At 74.1% G+C, this 22,339-nt stretch carries 21 protein-coding genes and 1 pseudogene; 9 read left to right on the top strand and 13 right to left on the bottom strand.

Going from position 1 to position 22,339, the window contains the following annotated elements; all coding sequences use genetic code 11:
* Window positions 1-43 precede the first annotated feature (43 nt).
* Window positions 44-1,273: a D-alanyl-D-alanine carboxypeptidase gene (locus AB0H53_RS16405; RefSeq protein WP_362112745.1), complete on the top strand. Its 1,230-nt coding sequence runs from the start codon at window positions 44-46 to the stop codon at window positions 1,271-1,273.
* On the opposite strand, the gene AB0H53_RS16400 is transcribed toward AB0H53_RS16405, so the two are convergent.
* From AB0H53_RS16400 to AB0H53_RS16385, 4 genes and pseudogenes are all read right to left on the bottom strand, one after another.
* Entirely contained in the window at window positions 1,227-2,138 is a 912-nt protein-coding gene (locus AB0H53_RS16400; RefSeq protein WP_362112742.1) for a YihY/virulence factor BrkB family protein, read from the bottom strand. The two genes, AB0H53_RS16405 and AB0H53_RS16400, sit on opposite strands and share 47 nt — an antisense overlap.
* Window positions 2,126-2,550, bottom strand: a pseudogene (locus AB0H53_RS16395) (GtrA family protein). The gene AB0H53_RS16400 and the pseudogene AB0H53_RS16395 overlap by 13 nt, the downstream one beginning before the upstream one ends.
* Window positions 2,547-3,617 (bottom strand): decaprenyl-phosphate phosphoribosyltransferase, encoded by a 1,071-nt coding sequence (locus tag AB0H53_RS16390; protein ID WP_362112739.1) that lies wholly within the window; start codon window positions 3,615-3,617, stop codon window positions 2,547-2,549. The pseudogene AB0H53_RS16395 and the gene AB0H53_RS16390 overlap by 4 nt, the downstream one beginning before the upstream one ends.
* Window positions 3,610-4,143, bottom strand: coding sequence for a phosphatase PAP2 family protein (locus AB0H53_RS16385; protein ID WP_362112736.1), 534 nt, complete (start codon window positions 4,141-4,143; stop codon window positions 3,610-3,612). The genes AB0H53_RS16390 and AB0H53_RS16385 overlap by 8 nt, the downstream gene beginning before the upstream one ends.
* 165 nt (window positions 4,144-4,308) lie before the next feature.
* Between AB0H53_RS16385 and AB0H53_RS16380 the strand changes: the two genes are divergently transcribed.
* Window positions 4,309-5,667: an FAD-binding oxidoreductase gene (locus AB0H53_RS16380; RefSeq protein ID WP_362112733.1), complete on the top strand. Its 1,359-nt coding sequence runs from the start codon at window positions 4,309-4,311 to the stop codon at window positions 5,665-5,667.
* 11 nt (window positions 5,668-5,678) lie between these two features.
* Window positions 5,679-6,443, top strand: a complete 765-nt coding sequence (locus AB0H53_RS16375; protein WP_362112730.1) for a decaprenylphospho-beta-D-erythro-pentofuranosid-2-ulose 2-reductase — start codon at window positions 5,679-5,681, stop codon at window positions 6,441-6,443.
* A gap of 59 nt (window positions 6,444-6,502) precedes the next feature.
* Here the strand turns inward: AB0H53_RS16375 and AB0H53_RS16370 are convergent, their stop codons facing one another.
* Together AB0H53_RS16370 and trpS are read right to left on the bottom strand one after the other, a co-directional pair.
* The gene (locus AB0H53_RS16370) at window positions 6,503-7,093 is read right to left on the bottom strand and encodes a 2'-5' RNA ligase family protein (protein WP_362112727.1); all 591 of its coding nucleotides are present in this window, start codon (window positions 7,091-7,093) and stop codon (window positions 6,503-6,505) included.
* Window positions 7,094-7,201: 108 nt separating this feature from the next.
* Window positions 7,202-8,212: a tryptophan--tRNA ligase gene (gene trpS, locus AB0H53_RS16365; protein WP_362112852.1), complete on the bottom strand. Its 1,011-nt coding sequence runs from the start codon at window positions 8,210-8,212 to the stop codon at window positions 7,202-7,204.
* Between the two features lie 287 nt (window positions 8,213-8,499).
* On the opposite strand from trpS, the gene rocD reads away from it, so the two are divergent.
* The gene (rocD, locus tag AB0H53_RS16360; RefSeq protein WP_362112724.1) at window positions 8,500-9,717 is read left to right on the top strand and encodes an ornithine--oxo-acid transaminase; all 1,218 of its coding nucleotides are present in this window, start codon (window positions 8,500-8,502) and stop codon (window positions 9,715-9,717) included.
* On the opposite strand, the gene AB0H53_RS16355 is transcribed toward rocD, so the two are convergent.
* The 3 genes from AB0H53_RS16355 to AB0H53_RS16345 are packed head-to-tail and all read right to left on the bottom strand — an operon-like array spanning window position 9,707 to window position 12,888.
* On the bottom strand, window positions 9,707-10,888 hold the full coding sequence (locus AB0H53_RS16355; RefSeq protein ID WP_362112721.1) for a glutathionylspermidine synthase family protein: 1,182 nt from the start codon (window positions 10,886-10,888) through the stop codon (window positions 9,707-9,709). The genes rocD and AB0H53_RS16355 overlap by 11 nt on opposite strands.
* Before the next feature lie 12 nt (window positions 10,889-10,900).
* Window positions 10,901-11,170, bottom strand: coding sequence for a hypothetical protein (locus AB0H53_RS16350; protein ID WP_362112718.1), 270 nt, complete (start codon window positions 11,168-11,170; stop codon window positions 10,901-10,903).
* Window positions 11,158-12,888, bottom strand: a complete 1,731-nt coding sequence (locus AB0H53_RS16345; RefSeq protein WP_362112715.1) for a PLP-dependent aminotransferase family protein — start codon at window positions 12,886-12,888, stop codon at window positions 11,158-11,160. The genes AB0H53_RS16350 and AB0H53_RS16345 overlap by 13 nt, the downstream gene beginning before the upstream one ends.
* Window positions 12,889-12,935: 47 nt before the next feature.
* Here AB0H53_RS16345 and AB0H53_RS16340 point away from each other — a divergent pair, with 47 nt between their 5' ends.
* From AB0H53_RS16340 to AB0H53_RS16320, 5 genes are all read left to right on the top strand, one after another.
* Window positions 12,936-13,436, top strand: coding sequence for a carboxymuconolactone decarboxylase family protein (locus tag AB0H53_RS16340; protein WP_362112712.1), 501 nt, complete (start codon window positions 12,936-12,938; stop codon window positions 13,434-13,436).
* Between the two features lie 56 nt (window positions 13,437-13,492).
* Entirely contained in the window at window positions 13,493-14,218 is a 726-nt protein-coding gene (locus AB0H53_RS16335; RefSeq protein WP_362112709.1) for an isocitrate lyase/phosphoenolpyruvate mutase family protein, read from the top strand.
* A 141-nt stretch (window positions 14,219-14,359) separates the two neighbouring features.
* Window positions 14,360-14,866 carry a DinB family protein gene (locus AB0H53_RS16330; RefSeq protein ID WP_362112706.1) on the top strand — a complete coding sequence of 169 codons (507 nt, stop codon included), beginning with the start codon at window positions 14,360-14,362 and terminating at the stop codon, window positions 14,864-14,866.
* Window positions 14,867-14,922: 56 nt separating this feature from the next.
* Complete coding sequence (locus AB0H53_RS16325) at window positions 14,923-15,522, top strand: TetR/AcrR family transcriptional regulator (protein WP_362112703.1); 600 nt, start codon at window positions 14,923-14,925, stop codon at window positions 15,520-15,522.
* An 88-nt stretch (window positions 15,523-15,610) separates the two neighbouring features.
* The gene (locus AB0H53_RS16320; RefSeq protein WP_362112700.1) at window positions 15,611-16,840 is read left to right on the top strand and encodes an MFS transporter; all 1,230 of its coding nucleotides are present in this window, start codon (window positions 15,611-15,613) and stop codon (window positions 16,838-16,840) included.
* Here AB0H53_RS16320 and AB0H53_RS16315 read toward each other — a convergent pair.
* The 4 genes from AB0H53_RS16315 to AB0H53_RS16300 are packed head-to-tail and all read right to left on the bottom strand — an operon-like array spanning window position 16,797 to window position 22,333.
* Window positions 16,797-17,762 carry an ABC transporter substrate-binding protein gene (locus AB0H53_RS16315; RefSeq protein WP_362112697.1) on the bottom strand — a complete coding sequence of 322 codons (966 nt, stop codon included), beginning with the start codon at window positions 17,760-17,762 and terminating at the stop codon, window positions 16,797-16,799. The genes AB0H53_RS16320 and AB0H53_RS16315 overlap by 44 nt on opposite strands.
* A gap of 1 nt (window position 17,763) precedes the next feature.
* The gene (locus AB0H53_RS16310) at window positions 17,764-19,701 is read right to left on the bottom strand and encodes an ABC transporter permease subunit (protein WP_362112694.1); all 1,938 of its coding nucleotides are present in this window, start codon (window positions 19,699-19,701) and stop codon (window positions 17,764-17,766) included.
* On the bottom strand, window positions 19,698-20,804 hold the full coding sequence (locus AB0H53_RS16305) for a betaine/proline/choline family ABC transporter ATP-binding protein (RefSeq protein ID WP_362112691.1): 1,107 nt from the start codon (window positions 20,802-20,804) through the stop codon (window positions 19,698-19,700). Before AB0H53_RS16305 ends, AB0H53_RS16310 begins: the two co-directional genes overlap by 4 nt.
* Window positions 20,801-22,333, bottom strand: coding sequence for a GMC oxidoreductase (locus tag AB0H53_RS16300; RefSeq protein WP_362112688.1), 1,533 nt, complete (start codon window positions 22,331-22,333; stop codon window positions 20,801-20,803). Before AB0H53_RS16300 ends, AB0H53_RS16305 begins: the two co-directional genes overlap by 4 nt.
* Window positions 22,334-22,339 lie beyond the last annotated feature (6 nt).

The following is a 22,339-nucleotide window of genomic DNA, read 5'->3' as shown; positions in this document are numbered from 1 at the left end:
TGGGATGACGGCTTCGCCGGACGGCCCCTGTACTTTCTCGACCGTGTCTGCTCTGAGAAGGACCGCGTTGACGGTCGCTGCTGCCGCGTTGTTGCCGGTCTTCGCCTCCTCCCCCGCGCTGGCGGACACCAAGGAGGACAAGCAGCCGCAGCCGCCGGCCGTGATGTCGGCGGTCGGCGGTCGCCAGCTCGCGAAGCCGGGCACCCAGGTGAACCTGGCGCCCGGGGTGCCGGTCCTGCCCAAGCAGGTGTCGGGCCGGTCCTGGATCGTCGCGGACGCGGAGAGCGGCGCGGTCCTGGCCTCGCACAACGCGCACTGGCGGCTTCCCCCGGCCTCCACCCTGAAGATGCTCTTCGCCGACACGGTGCTGCCCAAGCTGCCCAGGACGCAGTCGCACCTGGTCACCCGGGAGGAGCTGGCGCGCGTCGGGGAGGGCTCCAGCCTGGTGGGGCTGAAGGAGAAGCAGACCTACACCGTCCACGACCTGTGGCTGGGTGTCTTCCTGCGCTCCGGCAACGACGCCGTGCACGTGCTGTCGGAGATCAACGGCGGCGTCGGCAAGACGGTCCGGGAGATGAACGAGCGCGCCGCCGAGCTCCAGGCGCTCGACACCCACGTCGTCTCGCCGGACGGCTACGACGCCGTGGGACAGGTCTCCTCCGCGTACGACCTGACGCTGATCGCCCGCAGCGGGATGCAGAACAAGGACTTCCGGGAGTACTGCGCGACCCCGCGCGCGAAGTTCCCCGGCGAGCTCAAGCCCGGCAAGAAGCGCGAGACGTTCGAGATCCAGAACACCAACCGGCTGCTGACCGGCGACTACGGGATACCGCCGTACAAGGGCATCGCGGGCGTGAAGAACGGCAGCACCACGCACGCCGGCGCCACCTTCACCGGCATCGCCGAGCGGGGCGGCAAGGTGCTGCTGGTCACGGTCATGAACCCGTCGGCCAAGGAGGGCCACGCCGTCTACAAGGAGGCGGCGCGGCTGCTGGACTGGGGCTTCGCGGCGGCCGGGAAGGTCAGGCCGATCGGCGAGCTGGTGCCGCCGAGGTCGGTGCGGACCGGGACGGACACCCCCGGCGGCCTGGACGGGCGGTCGGGCGGCGGCCTGGACTCGCCCGCCGACACGGCCAGGGCGGCGGTCGCCGGGCACGGCGGTGTCGGTACGGCGCTGGCGGTGGCCGGCGGGGCGGTGGTCCTGCTGTCGGGCGCGGTGTTCCTGGTCAACCGGCGCTGGCCGCTGCCGGTGCGCCGCCGGCCGCGTCCTTAGCCGTGCCGCCGTCCGCCTTGCTGGGCGTGGCCGTCCAGGCGGCGCAGAACAGCAGCAGCTTGGCGGTGAAGTTGATCCACAGCAGCAGGGCCACGGGCACTCCGAACGCGCCGTACATGGACTTCGCGGCCACGCCCCTCATGTAGCCGCCGAGCAGCAGCTTCAGCAGCTCGAAGCCGACCGCCCCGATCAGCGCCGCCACGACCAGGCGGCGGCGCTGCGGTTCGACGCCGGGCAGCAGCGTCAGCAGGTAGAGCAGGAGCAGGAAGTCGGCGAGGACGGCGACCGCGAGGGCGGCGACCTGGAGCAGGACTCCCCCGGCGCCGCCCTTGGAGATGCCGAGCTCGGCGGCGCTCCAGCCGACGGCGGTGGAGCCCAGGGCCGAGGCGGCGAGCGAGGCCAGCGCGGTGGCGCCGAGGCCGAGCAGTACGAGGGTGTCCTTGCCCTTGCGGGCGAACAGGTTCTCCTCGTCGCCGTCGTCGCACTCCCAGACGGCGCGCAGGCAGTCGCGCATGGAGCCGACCCAGTTGATGCCGGTGAACAGCAGCACGCCACCGGCGACCAGCCCGACCGTGCCGGCGTTGGACACCAGGCCGTCGATGTCGAGCTGGTCGGAGATGCCGGGGACCTGGTCGCTGAGCGTGCGCTCGATGGTGCGGACCTGCTCCTCGCTGAGCAGCGCCGCGCCGACGACGGCGATGACGGTGATCAGCGGGAAGAGCGCGACGAAGCTCGTGAAGGTGATGGCGGCGGCCAGCCGCGTCCAGTGGACGTGGTCGAGGGTCTCGTACGAACGCCAGGCGTGGGTGCGCATGAGCCGGGCCGCCCATGGGCCGATGACGGGGAGCTTGGTCAGCCAGTCCATGCCGGTACGCCTACCCCCGGCCGGCGAACACGAGCGTACGGGTGCCCCAGAAGCGCAGGCAGGTGGCGAGCACCATGCCGACGCCGAGGCCGGAGACGGTGTCGGCGCGGGCGGAGGTCAGCCCGAGCCCGTAGTGCGACACGCCGAGGCACAGCAGCTGGACGGCGGCCCCGGCGAGGTTGACGGCGAAGAACACGCCGTACTCGCCGGCGCGTACGCTCCGGCGCCGATAGGTGCAGCGGGCGTTGCCGAGGTAGGCGACCGTGCAGCCGGCCAGGAAGGACAGCGCCTTGGCGGTCAGCGGGTCCAGGCCGAGCGGCCCGCGCAGCAGGAGGAAGAGGGCCAGGTCGGTGGCGTACGCGACCAGCCCGACGCCGAGGAAGCAGGCCAGTTCGCGTCCGGTGACGCTCACAGGTCGGCGACCGCCATCCCGTACATCGACGCCCACACGAGCCCGATGACGGTCAGGGCGCGGTCGCGCAGGACGACGTCCTCGGGAGCGCCGGCGGTGCCCCGGTCGGCGAAGACGGCGTACCGCAGGACGGCCAGGATGAAGGCGATCATGGAGAGCTGGCGCCAGGGCAGCAGGGAGCCGTTGGCGGTGCCGCCGCTCTCCAGGGCCCACAGGCAGTAGCCCAGTACGGCCGCCCCGGCGGCCAGCTGCCAGACGAAGCGCAGGTATCCGGTGGTGTACTCGGTGAGCAGGGCCCGGGTGGCGCCGTCGCGGCCGGCCATCTGCACGGCTTCCGAGTACCGCTTGGCGGAGACCATGAACAGGGCGCCGAAGCCGGTGGTGATGAGGAACCAGCGCGACAGCGGGATGTCGAGCGCGACCCCGCCGACCATCGCCCGCATCAGGAACCCGGTGGTGACGACGGCCAGGTCCACCACGAGGACGTGCTTGAGGCGCAGGCAGTAGGCGAACTGCATGACGAGGTAGGCGGCCAGCAGCGCGGCCGTCATGGCGTTGCACAGGACGGCCGCGCCCACCACGGCGGCCGGCGCCAGGGCGCATCCGGCCGCGTACGCCACCGGTACCGGCACGTCACCGGCGGCCACCGGACGGCGGCACTTGACGGGGTGGGCGCGGTCGGCGTCGGCGTCCCGCGCGTCGTTGACCAGGTAGACCGCCGCCGCGGCGGCGGTGAACAGCAGGAAGACCACGCCCAGGCGAAGGGCGCTGGGCCACGACACCAGCTCCCCGGCGGCGGCCGGCGCGGCGACGACGAGGACGTTCTTGACCCACTGGCGGGGCCGCGCGGCGCGCAGCAGCCCGAGCGGCACGCCCAGACCCGCCGGGCGCGGGGCTCCGGCCGCCGTCCGGGGCGGACGCGGGCCCCGGCCGAGGGGGGCGCGGAGCTCGGGCGGGGTGCGGAGCGCCCGGGCGGCCGGCGGCGCCGGCGGCGGGCCGGCGGCCCGGGGAGTGCGGGGGGCCAGCGGGCCGGCGGCGGACGGCGGGTGGGTGGGCAGCTCAGGCATGCGCCCCGGCCCCCCGCCGCGTCCAGCCGAGACCCAGCCGCGCCGTCACCGCGCCCAGCAGCGCGCCCGCCGCCACGTCCGTCGGGTAGTGCACGCCGACCACCACCCGGGAGAGGCACATGGCGGCGGCCAGCGGCCCCGCCACGCGCCCGCCCGCCGGGTGCAGCGCGCCGAAGGTGACCGCGGCGGCGACCGCCGATGCGGCGTGCGAGCTGGGGAAGGAGTGCCGTCCCGCGGTGCGCACCAGGGGCCTGGCCACCCCACCCGGCCGGGGTCTGCGCACCAGCCGTTTCAGCCCCATGCTGGTCAGATGGGCGGCGCCGATCACCGCCGTACCGCGCAGCCAGGCCCGGCGCCGGGGCCGGTCGGTCGCCGCCGCCGCGCACCCGGCCGCGAGCCACAGCGCGCCGTGTTCGCCGCCGTACGACAGCGCCCGGGCGGCCAGCGCGACGGGCCGGCGGCGCCCGTACCCGCGCACGGCGGCGAGCAGCCGGTGGTCGGCGCCCGCATGGCCGGCGTATCGCATCTGCACCACCCCTTTCAGGCACGACGACGTGCACCAGGGGCGACTCTCGCGCGCCGCGCCGCTGGTGGCGCGGCAATCTTTCATGACACTCGTTTAATCACCCATTTCGGCGAGTCAGCCCACAAACCCCGCAAATCAGCCATATACGGCGATACCTTCGCTCCCATGCCAGCAGCCGACCCCCCCACCGAGCCGGTGACCGGCTGGGGCCGGACCGCCCCCACCGCCGCCCGCGTCCTGCGCCCCCGCAGCCCCGGGGAGGTCGCCGCCGCGGTACGCGGCTGCGGCGCCCGGGGCGGCATCCCGCGCGGCCTCGGCCGGTCCTACGGCGACGCCGCGCAGAACGCGGGCGGCGCCGTGCTCGACATGACCGGCCTGGCCGGGATCCGCTCCATCGACGCCGAGGCGGGTGTCGTCGTCTGCGACGCCGGGGTGAGCCTGCACCGCCTGATGGAGGTGCTGCTGCCGCTGGGCTGGTTCGTCCCGGTCACCCCCGGCACCCGGTACGTCACCGTCGGCGGGGCGGTCGCCGCCGACATCCACGGCAAGAACCACCACGTCTCGGGGTCCTTCAGCCGCCATGTCACCGCCCTGGACCTGCTGACCGCCGACGGGGAGGTCCGTGCCGTCCCGGCCGGCAGCGACCTCTTCGACGCCACCACCGGCGGCATGGGCCTGACCGGGGTGATCCTCTCGGCCACCGTGCGGCTCCTGCCCGTCGAGACGTCGCTGATGAGCGTGGACACCGAACGCGCCACCGACCTGGACGACCTGCTGGCCCGGCTCACCACCACCGACCACCGCTACCGCTACTCCGTCGCCTGGGTCGACCTGCTCGCGCGCGGCGCCGCCACCGGCCGCGCGGTCCTCACGCGCGGCGACCACGCCCGATGCGAGGCGCTGCCGCGCCGGGCGCGCGGCGCGCCGCTGGCCTTCCGGCCCGGCCGGCTCCCCGCCGCCCCCGAGCTGCTGCCGGAGGGACTGCTCAACCGCGCCACCGTCGGCCTGTTCAACGCGCTGTGGTACCGCGCGGCCCCGCGCCGCCGCACCGACGAGCTCCAGAGGATCTCCACCTTCTTCCACCCCCTGGACGGTGTGCCGCACTGGAACCGCGTCTACGGGCGCGGCGGGTTCGTCCAGTACCAGTTCGCCGTCGGGTACGGCCAGGAGGAGACCCTGCGCCGGATCGTGCGCCGGATCGCCCGGCGCGGCTGCCCGTCGTTCCTCGCGGTGCTGAAGAGGTTCGGCGAGTCCGACCCCGGCTGGCTGTCGTTCCCGGTGCCCGGCTGGACGCTGGCGCTGGACATCCCGGCCCGGCTGCCGGGCCTGGGCGCGTTCCTCGACGAGCTGGACGAGGAGGTGGTCGCCGCCGGCGGCCGGGTCTACCTCGCCAAGGACTCCCGGCTGCGGCCGGAACTGCTGGACGCGATGTACCCGCGCCTGCCCGAGTTCCGCGCGCTGCGCGCCGCGCTGGACCCCGGCGGGGTCTTCACCTCCGACCTCGCCCGCCGCCTCGCCCTGTAAGGAGCACAGCAGTGAAGGACGCCTTCGGCACCCCGCAGTCCCTGCTCGTCCTGGGCGGTACGTCCGGGATCGCCCTGGCCACCGCCCGCCGGCTGGTCGCCCGCCGCACCCGTACGGTGTGGCTGGCCGGGCGCGCCTCGCCGGCGCTGGACGCGGCGGCCGACTCCCTGCGGGAGCTCGGCGGGCCGGGCACCACCGTCCGTACCGTGCCCTTCGACGCCCTGGACCCGGCCTCGCACGAGGAGACCCTGGCCAAGCTGTTCACCGACGGCGACATCGACATGGTGCTGCTGGCCTTCGGCGTCCTGGGCGACCAGGCCCACGACGAGGCCACCCCGTGCGCCGCCGTCCGGGTGGCCCAGACCAACTACACCGGCGCCGTATCGGCGGGCCTGGTCTGCGCGAACGCCCTGCGCACCCAGGGTCACGGCTCGCTGGTGGTGCTCTCGTCGGTGGCCGGGGAGCGGGTCCGCCGCGCCAACTTCGTGTACGGCTCCAGCAAGGCCGGCCTGGACGCCTTCGCCCAGGGGCTGGGCGACGCGCTGCACGGTTCGGGCGTCCACGTGATGGTCGTCCGGCCCGGGTTCGTGCGGACCGGGATGACCGCCGCTCTGCCGGAGGCGCCGCTGGCCACCACCCCCGAGGCGGTGGCCGAGGCGATCGAGCGGGGCCTGCGGCGGCGCGCGGAGGTGGTCTGGGTGCCGGGCGTGCTGCGTGTGGTGATGTCGGCGCTGCGCCATCTGCCGCGCCCGCTCTTCCGCCGCCTGCCGCTGTGAGCCGGCGATTGCGGGCCGGCGGCTGTGAGCCGACCGCGCGGCCGGCCGGCCGCACCGCCTCAGGTGCGGGTGGCGGCCGGTTCGTCCAGGGGTGAGCCCTGCGCGGGCACACCCGCCGCCGCCCGGCCGGCACCGAACTCGTACTCGTGCAGCTGGCGCCAGACCCCGTCGGCGCCCTGCTCGTAGAGCGCGAACGAGGCGACGTCCCAGGCGGCCTCGAAGCCGGCCAGCTCCTCGTACGCCCGGTCCATCGCCTCCTCGGCGATGCCGTGCGCCACGGTCACATGGGGGTGGTACGGGAACTGGAGGTCGCGGGCGAGCGGGCCCCGCGGGTCACGGACCCGCTGCTGGAGCCAGGAGCAGGCCGCGGCGCCCTCCACCACCTGGACGAAGACCACCGGTGACAGCGGACGGAAGGTGCCCGTGCCGCTCAGCCGCATCGGGAAGCTCCGGCCGGCCGCGGCGACCTCGGCCAGGTACGCCCGGACCGCGGGCAGCCGGGCCGCCTCCACCTCGGTCGGCGGCAGGAGGGTGACGTGGGTGGGGATGCCGTGAGCGGCGGGATCCCCGAAGCCCGCGCGCCGCTCCTGGAGCAGGCTGCCGTAGGGCTCCGGGACCGCGATCGAAACGCCGAGCGTTACGGTCCCCACGTCGTTCTCCTCACTCCTCGTTCGTTCGGTCGGTCCGGTGGTCGGGCGCAGCGCCAGTGTGGCGGCTGCACCCCCCGTATGGCCAGGGCGCTCGGCAGGTGCGCGGCGTCAGTGCTTGGCGGGCAGGAAGCCCACCCTCTCGTACGTCCGCGCCAGGGTCTCGGCCGCGACTCCGCGCGCCTTCTCCGCGCCCTTGGCCAGGATGGAGTCCAGCGTCTCGGGGTCGTCCAGGTATTCCTGCGTACGGGTCCGGAAGGGGGTGACGAAGTCCACCATGACCTCGGCGAGGTCGGTCTTCAGCGCCCCGTACAGCTTGCCCTCGTAGTCCCGCTCCAGGTCGGCGACGGGCTTGCCGGTGAGGGTCGCCATGATGGACAGCAGGTTGCTGACGCCGGGCTTGTGCTCCGGGTCGAAGCGGATCACGGTGTCGGTGTCCGTGACGGCGCTCTTCACCTTCTTCGCGGTCGTCTTCGGCTCGTCCAGCAGGTTGATCAGCCCCTTCGGCGTGGACGCCGACTTGCTCATCTTGATCGCCGGGTCCTGGAGGTCGTAGATCTTCGCCGTTTCCTTCAGGATGTACGGCGCCGGGACCGTGAACGTCTCACCGAAGCGGGCGTTGAACCGCTCGGCGAGGTCGCGGGTGAGCTCGATGTGCTGGCGCTGGTCCTCGCCGACCGGGACCTGGTGGGCCTGGTAGAGCAGGATGTCGGCGACCTGGAGGATCGGGTACGTGAACAGGCCGACCGTGGCCCGGTCGGCGCCCTGCTTGGCGGACTTGTCCTTGAACTGGGTCATCCGGCTGGCCTCGCCGAAGCCGGTGAGGCAGTTCATCACCCAGCCGAGCTGGGCGTGCTCGGGGACGTGGCTCTGCACGAAGAGCGTGCACCGCTCCGGGTCGAGCCCCGCGGCGAGCAGCTGGGCCACGGCGAGCCGGGTGTTGGCGCGCAGCTCCGCCGGGTCCTGCGGCACCGTGATCGCGTGCAGGTCGACCACCATGTAGAAGGCGTCGTGGGTCTCCTGCAGGGCGACCCACTGCCGGACCGCGCCGAGGTAGTTGCCGAGGTGGAACGAGCCCGCGGTGGGCTGGATACCGGAGAGCACACGCGGGCGACGCTGCATGGCGGAGGCATTCCCCTCGGGGTGGTGGAGGGCGACGGGCGGGCGATCGGAGGCCATGCCCATCATTCTCTCAGGTACCGCGGACAGCTCCGGAACCGAGCGCCCCCATGGCGCAGCGCCGGCGGGAATGAGACGAGGAACACAGCCGGGGGGCCGCCGGCGGGCCCGCGGCCGGCGTCACCGCCCCGGTCACCGCCCCCGGATCGGAGGTTTCCCCGCCCGCGCCGCGAGCGACGATAGGAAGGGGCGCGACTCCCGCCCCCGGCCGCAGGACGAACGGAGATCCCGTGTCGAGAACGCAAGACGTGATCGCTTCCGCGGAGGCGCACAGCGCCCACAACTACCATCCGTTGCCCGTCGTGGTCGCCTCGGCGGACGGGGCGTGGATGACCGATGTCGAGGGGCGGCGCTACCTGGACATGCTCGCCGGCTACTCGGCGCTGAACTTCGGGCACGGCAACCGCCGGCTGATCGACGCCGCCAAGGCGCAGCTCGAACGGGTGACGCTGACCTCCCGCGCCTTCCACCACGACCGGTTCGCGGAGTTCTGCGACCGGCTCGCGGAGCTGTGCGGCATGGAGATGGTCCTGCCGATGAACACCGGGGCGGAGGCGGTGGAGACGGCCGTGAAGACCGCCCGCAAGTGGGGTTACCGCGTCAAGGGCGTGCCGGACGGCGCGGCGAGGATCATCGTGGCGGACGGCAACTTCCACGGCCGCACCACCACCGTCGTCAGCTTCTCCACCGACCCCGAGGCCCGCGACCACCACGGCCCCTACACACCGGGGTTCGACGTCGTCCCGTACGGGGACCTGGCCGCGCTCGAGGCGGCGATGACCGACGAGACGGTGGCCGTGCTGCTGGAGCCGATCCAGGGCGAGGCCGGGGTGCTGGTGCCGCCGGACGGGTATCTGGCCGGGGTCCGCGAACTGACCCGGCGGCGGGACGTGCTGTTCGTCGCGGACGAGATCCAGTCCGGTCTGGGCCGCACCGGCCGCACGTTCGCCTGCGAGCACGAGGGCGTGGTGCCGGACGTGTACGTCCTGGGCAAGGCGCTGGGCGGCGGCGTGGTGCCGGTGTCGGCGGTCGTGTCGAGCGCGGCGGTGCTCGGGGTGCACCGGCCGGGCGAGCACGGTTCGACGTTCGGCGGGAATCCGCTGGCGTGCGCGGTGGCGCTGGAGGTGATCGCCATGCTGCGCACCGGCGAGTACCAGCAGCGGGCGGCCGAGCTGGGCGACCACCTCCACCAGGAGCTGGGGCTGCTGGTGGGCGGCGGGACCGTGGACGCGGTGCGCGGCCGCGGCCTGTGGGCCGGGGTGGACGTCGCGCCGGGCCTGGGCAGCGGGCGGGAGATCTCGGAGCGGCTGATGGAGCGGGGGGTCCTGGTGAAGGACACCCACGGCTCCACCATCCGGATCGCCCCACCGCTGGTCATCAGCAAGGAGGACCTGGACTGGGGCCTGGAGCAGCTGCGCCAGGTGCTGGGGGCCGCCGTCAGAGGATGACGTGCGGCAGGAAGCGGGCGTACTCGTCCGTGACCAGCCCCGCCGACTCCCGGATGCCCAGCCCCGCCGCCTCGTCGCCGACGACCCAGGCTCCGAGCACCACGCGGTTGCCGTCGAAGGCGGGCAGCGGGGCCAGCTCCTGGTAGCAGCACGGCTCCTCCCGCACGACGGGGGCGGTCCCGGGCTCGTGGACGGTGACCCCGGCGCCCTCCCGGCCGAGCAGCGGTTTGGCGACGTAGCCGCGGGTGTCGGCCAGTTCGCGCGGGCCGTCGAGGTAGGCGGGCAGCAGGTTCGGGTGGCCGGGGTACAGCTCCCACAACACCGCCAGCAGCGCCTTGTTGGACAGCAGCATCTTCCACGCCGGCTCGATCCAGCAGGTGGTGCCGGTGCCGCCACCGTTGTCGAGGGTGTCCAGGACGTGCGGCCCGAACCGGTCGGTCGTCAGCCACTCCCACGGGTAGAGCTTGAAGCAGCTGCGGATGAAGCGCAGCCGGTCGTCGACGAAGCGCCCGGACAGCCGGTCCCAGCCGATCTGCTCCACCGACAGGGCCTCGGTGTCGAGCCCGGCCTGTTCGGCGGTCTCACGCAGGTAGGCGACCGTCATCAGGTCCTCGCCGAGCTCGTCGCCGTCGGAGTGGACGAAGTGCACCGGTCCCGGCGGCAGCAGCGGGGCCTGCCGCTTCCAGGCGTCGACCAGCCGCTCGTGGAGGGAGTTCCACTGGTCGGCGCCGGGGAAGCGCTCCTCCATCCAGAACCACTGGGGGCTGGCGGCCTCCACCAGTGAGGTCGGGGTGTCGGCGTTGTACTCCAGCATCTTGGCCGGGCCCGTGCCGTCGTAGCGCAGGTCGAAGCGGCCGTAGACGGTCGGCAGTTCGGCCCGGCGCCGCCACGACTCGGCGACCAGGGAGGCCAGCCGGGGGTCGGTGATGCCGAGGTCGGCGAAGCGGTCGTGCTCCACGATGTGCCCGGCGGCGGCCAGGCACATGGCGTGCAGCTCCTCCACGGCCTCCTCCAGCGCCTCGACCTCGGGCAGCGAGAAGACGTAGTAGGCGCTCTCGTCCCAGTACGGGCGCAGTGAGCCGTCCGGGTAACGGGTGAGCGGGTAGATGAGCCCCTGCTCCTCCACGGTCCGCTGCCAGCCGGGGCGGGGTTCGATGGTGTGACGTTTCATCGGCGGGCCCGGTCATCCGCCGCCGGAGCCGGAGCAGCCGAAACCGCCCCGGTCGACCGCGGCCTTGTCGAAGCTGCCGCCGCTGACCTTGCCGTCGCTGGACCGGCCCCCGTAGTAGTACGTCCCGCCGCCGCTGCCGCCCTTGCACTTGTAGCTGGGCAGCTCCTTGCGCGTCACCGGGTCGACGCAGCGCTTGTCGGGTTCCGAGCCGCAGGACGTGATCGTCGCCGCGAGCACCCCCATGCCGCCCAGCACCACCGTGCTCGACCTCAGCCTGCGCATCCGCCGTCCTCCCCGTCGTCACCAAGGCCCTCCGATGGACCTGAACCGTCGCACACATTAGATGGCCGCCCCGCGCCCCGGTGAGGCCGGTCCGGCCGGGCCGCCGCGCCCGGCCGGGCCAGCACCCGGCACAGCGCGTCCAGCGCGCCCGCCCACGCGCTGTCCGGCGGGGTGGCGTACCCGACCACCAGCGCGTCACCGCGCCCCGGCGCCACGTCCGGGTGGCGGTACCCGTCCAGGCCACCGAGGGCCAGGCCCTGCCGGGCGGCGGCCCGGACGACCGACCGCTCGGTGCCCGGCGGGAGTTCCAGTACGGCGTGCAGGCCCGCCGCGATGCCGCTCACCCGGACGTGCGGCGCCCGCGCGGCGAGCGCGGCCACCAACTGGTCGCGGCGCCGGCGATAGCGCAGCCGCATGCCCCGGACATGCCGGTCGTAGGCGCCGGAGGTGAGGAACTCGGCGAGCGTGAGCTGGTCCAGCGCGCTGCCGGTCCAGTCGGTGTCGCCCTTCGCCCGGGCCACCGGGCCCACCAGGTCCCCGGGCAGCACCATCCACCCCAGCCGCAGGCCGGGGATCAGGGACTTGCTGGCCGTGCCGAGGTGGACGACCCGCTCCGGGTCCAGGCCCTGGAGGGCGCCCACGGGCTGGCGGTCGTAGCGGAACTCCCCGTCGTAGTCGTCCTCCAGGACCAGCCCGCCGCGGCGCCGCGCCCAGTCCACGGCCGCGGCGCGCCGGTCGGGGTGGAGCGCGCCCCCGAGCGGGAACTGGTGGGCGGGCGTCAGCAGCACCGCGCCCTGGCGGTCCAGGTCGCCGGTGCGGGTGCCGTGCGCGTCGAAGGGCAGGGCGGGGGTGCGCAGGCCGGCCCGGCCGAGCAGCTCCCAGTGCCGGTCGAGGCCGTAGGAGTCGACGGCCACCTCGCGCGCCCCCCGCGCCCGCAGCACCTCGCCCAGCAGGGCCAGGCCGTGCACGAAGCCGGAGCAGATCACGATCCGGCCCGGGTCGGCGTACACGCCCCGGGCGCGGGCCAGGTACTCGGCCAGCGCGGTGCGCAGTTCCACCCGCCCGAGCGGGTCGCCGTAGCCGAACGCCTCGTGCGGTGCGGTGGTCAGGGCGCGCCGGGCCGCCTTGAGCCAGCCGGCCCTGGGGAAGGAGCCGAGGTCGGGGGCGCCCGGGTGGAGGCTGTGGACGGCCGTGCGCCGCGGCGCGGGGCCCGGGCCCTCGCGCGGGGCCGTCGGGCGCCGGCTCTCCTCCGGCGCGCGGTGCGGCGTGCCGGCCGGATCCGCCGGACCGGCCGCGCACCCCGGATCGCGCGGGTACACCTGATCGGGTGGGTACACCGGGTCGCGCGGGCGCACCCGCTCGGCCGGGTGCACCCGCTCGGCCGGACACGCCGTCCGGGCCGGGTCGCCCCGGTGCGGCCACGGCGCCCGCGCCGCCGGGGACCCGCGCGGGGTGGCGCGCCGGGCCACCCGGGTGCCCGAGCCCTGCCGGGCGGTGAGCCAGCCCTCGGCGACCAGTTCGGCGTACGCGTCGGCGACCGTGTTGCGGGCGATGCCCAGGTCGGCGGCGAGCGACCGGGAGGACGGCAGCCGGGTCCCGGGGTCCAGCCGCCCGGTGCGTACGGCCTCCCGCAGCGCCTCGGCCAGGCCCGCGCGCAGCCCGGGCCCGCGCAGCTCCAGATGCAGGTCGGCGCCGAAAGTGGCCCGGGTTTCCGTCACGGAAGTGGACCATACCTCTGCGCCACGGCGCGCGTACGGTCGTGGCCGTGACCACGAGGAACGACGACGAGAAGGTGCCGGAGCAGCCGCCCCGGCTCGCCTGGGCCAAGCACGTGCCCGAGGTCTACCGGACCATGATGCGGCTGGACGCGGTCGCCCGGGAGGGCCTGGACCCGGTGGTGACGGAGCTGGTGAAGATCCGCGCCTCGCAGCTCAACCAGTGCGCCTTCTGCCTGGACATGCACACCAAGGACGCCCTCGCGGCCGGTGAGACGGTGGACCGGATCGTCCAGCTCGGCGCTTGGCGCGGGTCGCGCCACTACTACACCGAGCGGGAGCTAGCCGCCCTGGAACTGACCGAGGCGATGACGCTGCTGACGGACGGTTTCGTGCCCGACGAGGTGTACGACCGGGCCGCCGCGCACTTCGACGCGCCGGAGCTGGCCCGGTTGATCTCGGCGATCACGGTCACCAACGCCTGGAACCGGGTGGCGGTCACCACCCGCGCGGTCCCGGGGCACTACAGCCCCGGCCGGTTCCAAAGCTGACGCCCCGCCGGCCGGTCCCCGGGTGACCGGCCGCCCCTTACCCCGGAGGCATTCCTGTGGAGCCCACCCCGGTGGAGACCTTCCGCGCGCTGCACCACGGGCGCGCGCCGGATGACCCCCTCGTGCTGCCCGGCCCCTGGGACGCCGCGAGCGCCCGGGTCTTCGCGGCGGCGGGCTTCCCGGCACTGGCCACGCCCAGCGCCGGCGTCGCGGCCTGTCTCGGGTACGAGGACGGGGCCACCCCCGCGGACGAGATGTTCGCGGCCGTGGCCCGTATCACCCGCTCGGTGTCCGTCCCGGTCTCGGCCGACGTCGAGGGCGGCTACCGGCTCGCGCCCGGTGAGCTGGTGGCGCGCGTCCTGGCGGCGGGCGCGGTCGGGGTGAACCTGGAGGACTCCGAGGACGGCGCCCTCAAGGACCCGTCGGCGCACGCCGACTGGCTGGCGAGGGTACGGGCGGAGGCGGGCGACCGGCTCTTCGTCAACGCCCGCGTCGACACCTTCCTGCACGACGGCGCCGACCCGGCGGACGCGATCGTCCGGGGCCGGCTGTACCGGGCGGCGGGCGCCGACTGCGTCTACCCCATCATGGCGCCGCCCGAGCACCTGCCGCGGCTGCGCGCCGAGATCGGCGCCCCGCTCAACGCGGTCGCCGTGCCCGGCGGCCCGGCCGTCGCCGAACTGGGCCGGCTGGGCGCCACAAGGGTCACCTTCGGACCGGGCCTGCTGCGCCGCGCGCTGGCCGCGGTGCGGGACATCGCCGACGAGGTGCGCTCCGGGTGACCCGGGCGCGGCCCCCGGCCCGGGCCGGGGGCCGGGCGGAGCGGCCGGGGGGACGAGGCCGTGTTCCGGGCCGGACCGCCCCGGTAGCGTGACGGGGGCTTCGCACACGCCGACGGCCCCCGCCACGAGAGGACTTCGCACATGCCCACCGAACGCGTCGGCCCGCCCCGCACCGGCGGCGAGCGCGAAACGCTGCGCGGCTTCCTGGACTTCCACCGCGCCACCCTCGCCATGAAGTGCGAGGGCCTCTCCGACGAGGAGTTGCGCCGCCGCGCGATGCCCCCGTCGACGCTGACCCTGCTCGGTCTGGTGCGCCACATGGCCGAAGTGGAACGCGCCTGGTTCCGCCGGACGATCGACGGCGAGGACGTGCCGCTGGTCTGGTCGCCGGACGGCGACTACCAGGCGGCCTACGACGCGAGTTCCGCCACCGGCCAGGAGGCGTTCGCCGCCTGGCGCGCGGAGGTCGAGCACTCCCGCCGCGTCGAGTCGGCGGCGCGGTCGCTCGACGTCACCGCCTACAGCGCCAGGTGGGGGGTGGAGGTATCGCTGCGCCATGTGATGCTGCACGTCATCCACGAGTACGCCCGCCACAACGGCCACGCCGACCTGTTGCGCGAGGGCGTCGACGGGACGACCGGGGTGTGAGGGACGGCCGCCCCACCGTATTGCAACGGGCGGTCCAAAACGGTTAGCGTACCGCCATGGCCCGACCGCGGACATTCGACGAGGAGCGGGCCCTGGAGGCGGCGATGCACGCCTTCTGGGCCAACGGCTACGACGCCACCTCGACCCAGGACCTGTGCGAGGCCACCGGACTGGGCCGCAGCAGCATCTACAACACCTTCATCAGCAAGCACGACCTCTTCAAGCGGTCACTGACCCGGTACGTCGACACCATGACCGGCACCCAGCTCGCCCTGCTGGAGGACGAGGAGCGTCCGGCGGTGGAGCGGCTGCGGGCCCTGCTCGCGCGGATCGTGGAGGACGAGTTCGCCGACCGCCCGCCGGACGGGTCCAGCCGGGGCTGTCTCACGGTCAACACCACCGTGGAGCTCGCCGGGCGCGACCCGGAGATCGCCGGCCTGCTGGAGCGGGATCTGGCCCGGCGGCTGGCCTCCCTGCGGACCGCGATCGAGGCCGCCCGCCGGGACGGCGACATCACCTCACCGCGTGACTCCGCGTCCCTGGCCCGCTTCGTCAACGCCGTGATCGGCGGGATGCGGGTGTCCGCCCAGGGCGGCGCCGACCGGGCCGCCCTGGAGGCCGTCGCCACGACCGCCATGGACGCGCTCACCGGCTGACCGGCCCCCGCGCCCGGAACGGGCCACGGCCGGCTTCGGCCTGCCCCAATTCTGTACTGATCAATCTAAAACGGGAGACCAGCTCGCGATGCCCCTTGCCGTGTATCTCCTGGCCCTTGGTGTCTTCGCCATGGTGACCAGTGAATTCGCCGTCGCCGGACTCATGCCGCAGATGGCCGCCGGACTGGACGCCACCATTCCGCAGATCGGTTACCTCATCACGGCGTACGCCGTCGCCATGACCCTGGGCGGGCCGGTGCTGGCCGCCGCACTGGCGAAGGTCCGCCCCAAGCCCGCGCTGATGGCGGTCTTCGCGGTCTTCCTCGCCGGGAACGTCCTGGCCGCCGCCGCGCCGGACTACCCCGTCATGGTCGTCGCCCGCGTGGTGACCGGCGTCGCCTCGCAGGCCTTCTTCGGCATCGCCGTCTCCCTGTGCGCCCGGCTCGTCCGCCCCGCTGTCCGGGGCCGCGCCATGGCCGTCGTCATGAACGGACTGATGCTGGGCACCCTGCTGGGGCTGCCGCTGGCCACCCTCACCGGTGACCACCTGGGCTGGCGCGCCGCCTTCTGGGCCGTCTCCGCGCTCACCCTCTTCGCCGCGCTGTGCACGGCCGTGGGGCTGCCGCGCCTGGGCCGGGCCGGCGACGGCGGGACCGTGCGGCAGGAGCTCCTCGCCTTCCGCGCACCCCGGCTGTGGCTGGCCCTGTGCACCAGCACCCTGGTCATCGGCGCCACGTTCGCCGCGTTCAGCTACTTCAACCCGATCCTCACCGAGGTCACCGGTTTCGGCGCCGGCGCCGTACCGCTGCTGCTCATCGCGTACGGCGCCGCCACCGTCGTGGGCAACACGGTCGTCGGACGGCTGGCCGACCGGCACACCGTCACCGTGCTGGTGTGGGGACTCGCCCTCAACGCCCTCTTCCTGACCGGGTTCGCCCTGCTGGCCGAGGCGCCCGTCCCGGCGGTGCTGATGATGACGGGCATCGGGCTGGTCGGAGTGACCATGAACCCGGCGATGATCACCCGGGTCCAGCGCATCGGGAACGCCCGGCCGCTGGTCAACTCCGTCCACTCCTCCTTCATCACCCTCGGCGTCATCATCGGGTCGTCGGCCGGCGGGGTGGCCATCGGTCACCTCGGGCTGCTGGGCCCGGTGTGGGTCGGGGTGGGCCTGGCCCTGCTGGGGCTGCTCAGCCTGCTCCCCGAGCGGAGCGCGGCCCGGGTGGCCAGGGCCGCCCGGGCCGCCGCGGCCACCGGGGACACCGCCGTCGCGGTCACTTCGGCAGCCACGCCCGCCAGGTCGACTCGTTCGCCCTGACCCACTTCTCGGCGGCCGCCTCCGGGGAGAGCTTCTGGTCCGCGATCATCAGGGCCACCTCGTTCTGCTGCTCGGTGGTCCAGCGGAAGTTCTTCAGGAAGGCGGCCGCCTTCCCGCCCTTCTCGGCGAAGCCGGTGTTGAGGTACTTCCGCAGCGGGGTGTGCGGGTAGGCGCACGCCACCTTCTCGGGGTCGGCGTCGCAGCCCTCCTTGTACGCGGGCAGCTTCACCTCGGTCATCGGCACCTTCTCGAACAGCCACTGCGGCTTGTACCAGTAGGTGAGGAACGGCTTGCGCTCCTTGGCGAACTGGCGGATCTGGGTGATCTGCGCCGCCTCGGAGCCGGCGAAGACCACCTTGTAGTCCAGGTCCAGGTTCTCCACCAGCGCCTTGTCGTTGGTGACGTAGGAGGGCGAGCCGTCGAGCAGCTGGCCCTTGCCGCCGCTCTCCGCGGTCCGGAGCCGCGCGGCGTACTTGTCGAGGTTCCGCCAGTCGGTGACGTCGGGGTGCTCGTCTGCGAAGTACTTCGGTACGAACCAGCCGATGTGACCGGTCACGCCCAGGTCCCCGCCACTGGTGATGGTCCGCTTCTCCCGGACGTACCGCTGCTCCTGCTCCGGGTGGCCCCAGTCCTCCAGGAGGGCGTCCACCCGGCCCTGGCTGAGCGCGTCCCAGGCGGGCACCTCGTCCACCTGGACGGTGTCCACGCGGTAGTCCAGCTCGTGCTCCAGGAGGTACCGCGCCACGGCCACATTGGCCTGCGCTCCCACCCAGGACTGGACGGAGAGCGTGACCGTCCTGGCGTCCTGGACGGCGGCGTAGGGGGAAGCCTGCTGGGTCATGTCGGCCGCGCCGCAGCCGGTCAGGGCCAGCAGGCCCAGCGCGGCGGCGGCGGCGGTGAGGCGTCGGGTACGGGCGGCCATGTCACGCGTCCTTTCCGGTGGGCTGGGTCACCCGGTCGAGCATCAGGCCCAGGCAGACGATCGCCGTGCCCGCGACGAGGCCGGTGGCCAGGTCGCCCTGGGCGAGGCCGAAGACCACGTCGTAACCGAGTGCCCCGCCACCGACCAGGCCGCCGATGATGACGACGGCGAGGACCAGCACCACGGCCTGGTTGACGGCCAGCAGCAGCGCCGGGCGGGCCAGCGGGAGCTGCACCTGGCGGAGCTGCTGGAGGCCGGTCGCGCCGAGCGAGCGCGCGGACTCCAGCGCCACCGGGTCCACACCGCGCAGGCCCTGGGTGGTGATGCGGACGACGGCGGGCAGCGCGTACACCACGGCGGCGGCCACCGCCGGGGCACGGCCCACGCCGAACAGCGCGACCACCGGGATCAGGTACACGAACTGCGGCATGGTCTGGAAGACGTCCAGCACCGGGCGCAGCCACCGCTCCAGCCGGGCGCTGCGGGCCGCGCCCACCGCGACGGCGAAGCCCAGCGCCAGCGTCACCGCGACGGCGGCCAGCACCTGCGAGAGGGTGTCGAGGGACGCGTCCCACACGCCCAGGACCCCGATGGCGGCCATCGCGGTGACGGCCGTCAGCGCCGTGCGCCAGGTGCCGACCAGCAGGGCCAGCGCGCCGACCAGCAGCAGCACCGCCCACCAGGGCAGCGCCTGGAGGCCGTCGCGCACCGGGTCGAGCACCCAGTGGGTGAAGCGGGCCGCCCAGTCGGCGGTGCCGCCGACGACCGGGACGCCCGAGTAGAGGTGGGCGGTCATCCAGTCGACGGCCCGGTTCACCGGGCCGGCGATGTCGACGTACCAGGCGTCGGGCCAGCCGAGCCGGCCGGTGAGGCGGCCGGCCAGGGCGACGGCGACGGTGGCCGCCGCGGCCAGCACCCAGCCGCGCCGGCCGCCGCCGGCTCGGGCGCCGGAGGCCGTCCGGTCCAGCACCACGGCCAGCAGCACGATGGGGACGCCGGCGGCCAGCGCCGCGCCCACGTCGACGGAGGCGAGGGCCTGGTAGACCCGGTCGCCCAGGCCGCCCGCGCCGATCACGGACGCGATGACCGCCATCGAGAGCGCCATCATGATCGACTGGTTGACGCCCAGGAGCAGTTCCTTGCGGGCCAGCGGGATACGGGCGGTCAGCAGCCGCTGCCTGCCGGTCGCGCCGAGCGAGGCGGCCGCCTCCAGCACCCCGGCGTCGGCGCCGCGCAGGCCGAGCGCGGTGAGCCGGGCCATGGGCGGGGCGGCGTACACGACGGTGGCCAGGACGGCGGCGGGCACGCCGATGCCGAAGACCAGCACCACGGGCAGCAGGTAGGCGAAGGCGGGCAGCACCTGCATGGTGTCGAGCACCGGCCGCAGCGCCCGGTACGTACGCTCCGAGAGCCCGGCGGCCAGGCCGAGCAGGGCCCCCAGGACGACGGAAGCGGCCACCGCGACCACCATCAGGGCGAGCGTCTGCATGGTGGGCACCCACATGCCGAGCAGCCCGCACGCGGTGAAGGCGGCGACGGCGGTCAGCGCCAGGCGCACCCCGGCGGCCCGCCAGGCGACCAGCCCGGCGGCGGCGGTTACGCCGGCCCAGCCGGCGGCCAGCAGGACGAGGTAGACACCGCGTACGGACAGCACGACGCCGTTGCTGATGTGCCCGAGGAAGTACAGGAACAGCGGGTGGCTGTCCCGGTTGTCGATGATCCAGTCGCTGGCCGAGCCGAGCGGGCCGGAGAGGTCGACGGAGAGCGCGGCGGGCCAGCTCCCGCCGCCCGTGAGCAGGATGCCCAGCGGGATCAGGACGGCCGCGGCGGCCAGCGGCGCGAACCGGCGCAGCCGCGCGGTACCGGGCGCGCCGCCGGCGGCCGTGCGGGCGGCCTTGCGGGCCGCCTCGCGCACGGGGGCGGAGAGGGTGGCGCTCATGCCGCCGCCTTCCCGGTGCCCACCGGTACCCCCGCGACGACCGACAGCAGGTCCAGGTGGTCCACGACGCCGATCCACCGGCCGTTCTCGACGACCCGCACCGGGCCGCCGCTGCGGGCGACGGCCTCGATGGCCGTGGAGACGGTCGCCCCGGGCGCGACGGCCGGGCCGGCCCCGGCCTCGCCGTCGGCCTCGCAGGGCGGGCGCATGGCGCTGCGTACCGTGATGACCTGCTCGCGCGGTACGTCGCGCACGAAGTCGCGCACGTAGTCGTCGGCCGGCGCGCCCACGATCTCCTCGGGCGTGCCGAGCTGCACGATCCGGCCGTCCCGCATCAGGGCGATCCGGTCGCCCAGGCGCAGGGCCTCGTTGAGGTCGTGGGTGATGAACACCATGCTGCGGCCCTCGTCCCGGTGCAGGCGGATCACCTCCTCCTGCATGTCGCGCCGGATCAGCGGGTCGAGCGCGCTGAACGGCTCGTCGAACAGGAGCACTTCCGGGTCGACGGCCAGGGCCCGCGCCAGGCCGACGCGCTGCTGCTGGCCGCCGGAGAGCTGGCCGGGACGCCGGTCCTCCATGCCCTCGAGGCCGACCTTGGTAACGAACTCGGCCGCCCTGGCGCGCCGTTCGGCGCGGCCGACGCCCTGGATCTCCAGTCCGTAGGCGACGTTGTCGAGGACGGAGCGGTGCGGCAGGAGGCCGAAGTGCTGGAAGACCATCGCGGCCCGGTGCCGGCGCAGTTCGCGCAGCCGGGCCCGGTCCATGGACAGCACGTCCTCGCCGTCGATGGCGACGGAGCCGGCGGTGGGCTCGATGAGCCGGGTCAGGCAGCGGACGAGGGTGGACTTGCCGGAACCGGACAGGCCCATCACGACGAAGGCCTCGCCCTTGCGCACGTCGAAGGAGACGTCCCGGACGGCGGCGGTGCAGCCGCTGCGCTCGCGCAGGTCGGCCGGGGAGAGCTCGGCGAGTTCGGAGCCGGGGACGCGCTCGGCCCCGGGGCCGAAGACCTTCCACAGGCCCTGGACCGAGAAGACGGGCCGAGCGGCGGCGGTGCCGGATCCGGCGGGGCCGGGGACGGGCGCGGTACTGACGGTACTCATCGGGCATCACCGCCCAGCAGCAGGTCGGCGCACTTCTCGCCGACCATCAGCACCCCGATCATCGGGTTCACGGCCGGGATGGTCGGGAAGACAGACGCGTCGGCGATCCGGATGCCCTCCAGTCCCCGCACCCTCAGGTCGGGGCCGACGACCGCCTGTTCGTCGTCGACCGCGCCCATGCGGCAGGTGCCGGCCGGGTGGTAGACGGTGTGGGCCGCCTTGCGCGCGTACTCGCTGAGCTCCTCGTCGCCGGTGACCTCCGGGCCGGGGCACACCTCGCGCTTGAGCCAGCGGGCCAGCGGCTCGGTCCTGGCGATCTCGCGGGCGAGCCTGATGCCGTCGACGAGCGTCCGGCCGTCGTAGTCGTCCTCGTCGGTGAAGTACCGGAAGTCCAGGGCCGGCTTGACCTCGGGGTCGGCGCTGGTCAGGTAGAGCCGGCCGCGGCTGCGCGGCTTGGGTATGTTCGGCGTCATCGACACCCCGTGGGCGGGCCGCTGGTAGCCCAGCCGCTCCGGGTTGTCGGTGAACGGGACCTGGTAGAAGTGGAACATCAGGTCCGGGCCCTCGGACCGGGGGTCCCGGCGGACGAACAGGCCCGCGTCGCTGTCCATCGCGGAGTTCTCCGGGATCGGCCCGTCGGTCTCCCAGACGATGACCGACTCGGGGTGGTCGAGCAGGTTCTCCCCGACGCCCGGCAGGTCGTGCGTCACCGGGATGCCCAGCGCCCGGAGGTCCTGCCGCGGTCCGATGCCGGAGTGCAGCAGCAGTCTCGGCGTGTCCACCGCGCCGGCGCAGACGACGACCTCGCGCCGCGCCTCGATGAGCCGCTCGGTCCCGTCCTTGGCGCGCACGCGCACCCCGCGTGCCCGCGTCCCGTCCAGCTCCAGCCGGTAGGCCCAGGTCTCCAGCAAGACGCGGAGGTTGGCGCGCCGGTCCATGACCGGGTGGAGGTACGCCACGGAGGCGGAGGAGCGCTTGTTGTCCTCCGGGTGGTAGGCGAGGTCGAAGAAGCCGACACCCTCGTGGAACGGCTGCTTGTTGAAGCCCTCGACGCGCGGGACCCCGAGCGCCGCCTGCGCCGCGTCGACGAAGTCGCGGGCGATGGCGTTCCGGTCCTTCTCGTCGACCGGGACGATGTTGTTGAGCAGCTTGTCGTAGTACGGGTCCATGGCGGCGGCGTTCCAGCCGGTGGCCCCTGCCTCCTCCCACTCCTGCCAGTCGGAGGGCAGGGGCTTGAAGGAGATGAGGGTGTTGTGCGACGAACAGCCGCCCAGGACCCGGGCGCGGCTGTGCCGGATGTGCGAGTTGCCTCTGGGCTGCTCGACGGTGGGGTAGTCGTAGTCGAGGTCGCCGCCGAGCAGCCCCATCCAGCGGCGCAGGGTCAGCACGTCGGGGCGGTCGACGTCGGAGGGGCCGCCCTCGATGACGGCGACGGTGACGTCGGGGTCCGCGGAGAGCCGGTGGGCGATGACGCTGCCGGCGGTGCCGCCGCCGACGATGACGTAGTCGTACACGGTGGTGTCGTTCATGCTGCG

The sequence above is a fragment of the Streptomyces sp. NPDC050856 genome, assembly GCF_040653855.1.
GTDB lineage: Bacteria > Actinomycetota > Actinomycetes > Streptomycetales > Streptomycetaceae > Streptomyces.
Note: the sequence above shows the minus strand (reverse complement) of the source record. Positions and strands in the feature narration are given on the sequence as shown.

Excerpts from the sequence above, each read along its gene's own strand:
- AB0H53_RS16315 (WP_362112697.1), bottom strand. The coding sequence starts at position 17,762 with ATGGCCGCCCGTACCCGACGCCTCACCGCCGCCGCCGCCGCGCTGGGC.
- AB0H53_RS16305 (WP_362112691.1), bottom strand. The coding sequence starts at position 20,804 with ATGAGTACCGTCAGTACCGCGCCCGTCCCCGGCCCCGCCGGATCCGGC.
- AB0H53_RS16380 (WP_362112733.1), top strand. The coding sequence starts at position 4,309 with ATGCCAGCAGCCGACCCCCCCACCGAGCCGGTGACCGGCTGGGGCCGG.
- AB0H53_RS16350 (WP_362112718.1), bottom strand. The coding sequence starts at position 11,170 with ATGCGCAGGCTGAGGTCGAGCACGGTGGTGCTGGGCGGCATGGGGGTG.
- AB0H53_RS16355 (WP_362112721.1), bottom strand. The coding sequence starts at position 10,888 with ATGAAACGTCACACCATCGAACCCCGCCCCGGCTGGCAGCGGACCGTG.
- AB0H53_RS16325 (WP_362112703.1), top strand. The coding sequence starts at position 14,923 with ATGGCCCGACCGCGGACATTCGACGAGGAGCGGGCCCTGGAGGCGGCG.
- AB0H53_RS16385 (WP_362112736.1), bottom strand. The coding sequence starts at position 4,143 with ATGCGATACGCCGGCCATGCGGGCGCCGACCACCGGCTGCTCGCCGCC.
- AB0H53_RS16310 (WP_362112694.1), bottom strand. The coding sequence starts at position 19,701 with ATGAGCGCCACCCTCTCCGCCCCCGTGCGCGAGGCGGCCCGCAAGGCC.
- AB0H53_RS16330 (WP_362112706.1), top strand. The coding sequence starts at position 14,360 with ATGCCCACCGAACGCGTCGGCCCGCCCCGCACCGGCGGCGAGCGCGAA.
- AB0H53_RS16300 (WP_362112688.1), bottom strand. The coding sequence starts at position 22,333 with ATGAACGACACCACCGTGTACGACTACGTCATCGTCGGCGGCGGCACC.
- AB0H53_RS16400 (WP_362112742.1), bottom strand. The coding sequence starts at position 2,138 with ATGGACTGGCTGACCAAGCTCCCCGTCATCGGCCCATGGGCGGCCCGG.
- AB0H53_RS16390 (WP_362112739.1), bottom strand. The coding sequence starts at position 3,617 with ATGCCTGAGCTGCCCACCCACCCGCCGTCCGCCGCCGGCCCGCTGGCC.
- trpS (WP_362112852.1), bottom strand. The coding sequence starts at position 8,212 with ATGCAGCGTCGCCCGCGTGTGCTCTCCGGTATCCAGCCCACCGCGGGC.
- AB0H53_RS16320 (WP_362112700.1), top strand. The coding sequence starts at position 15,611 with ATGCCCCTTGCCGTGTATCTCCTGGCCCTTGGTGTCTTCGCCATGGTG.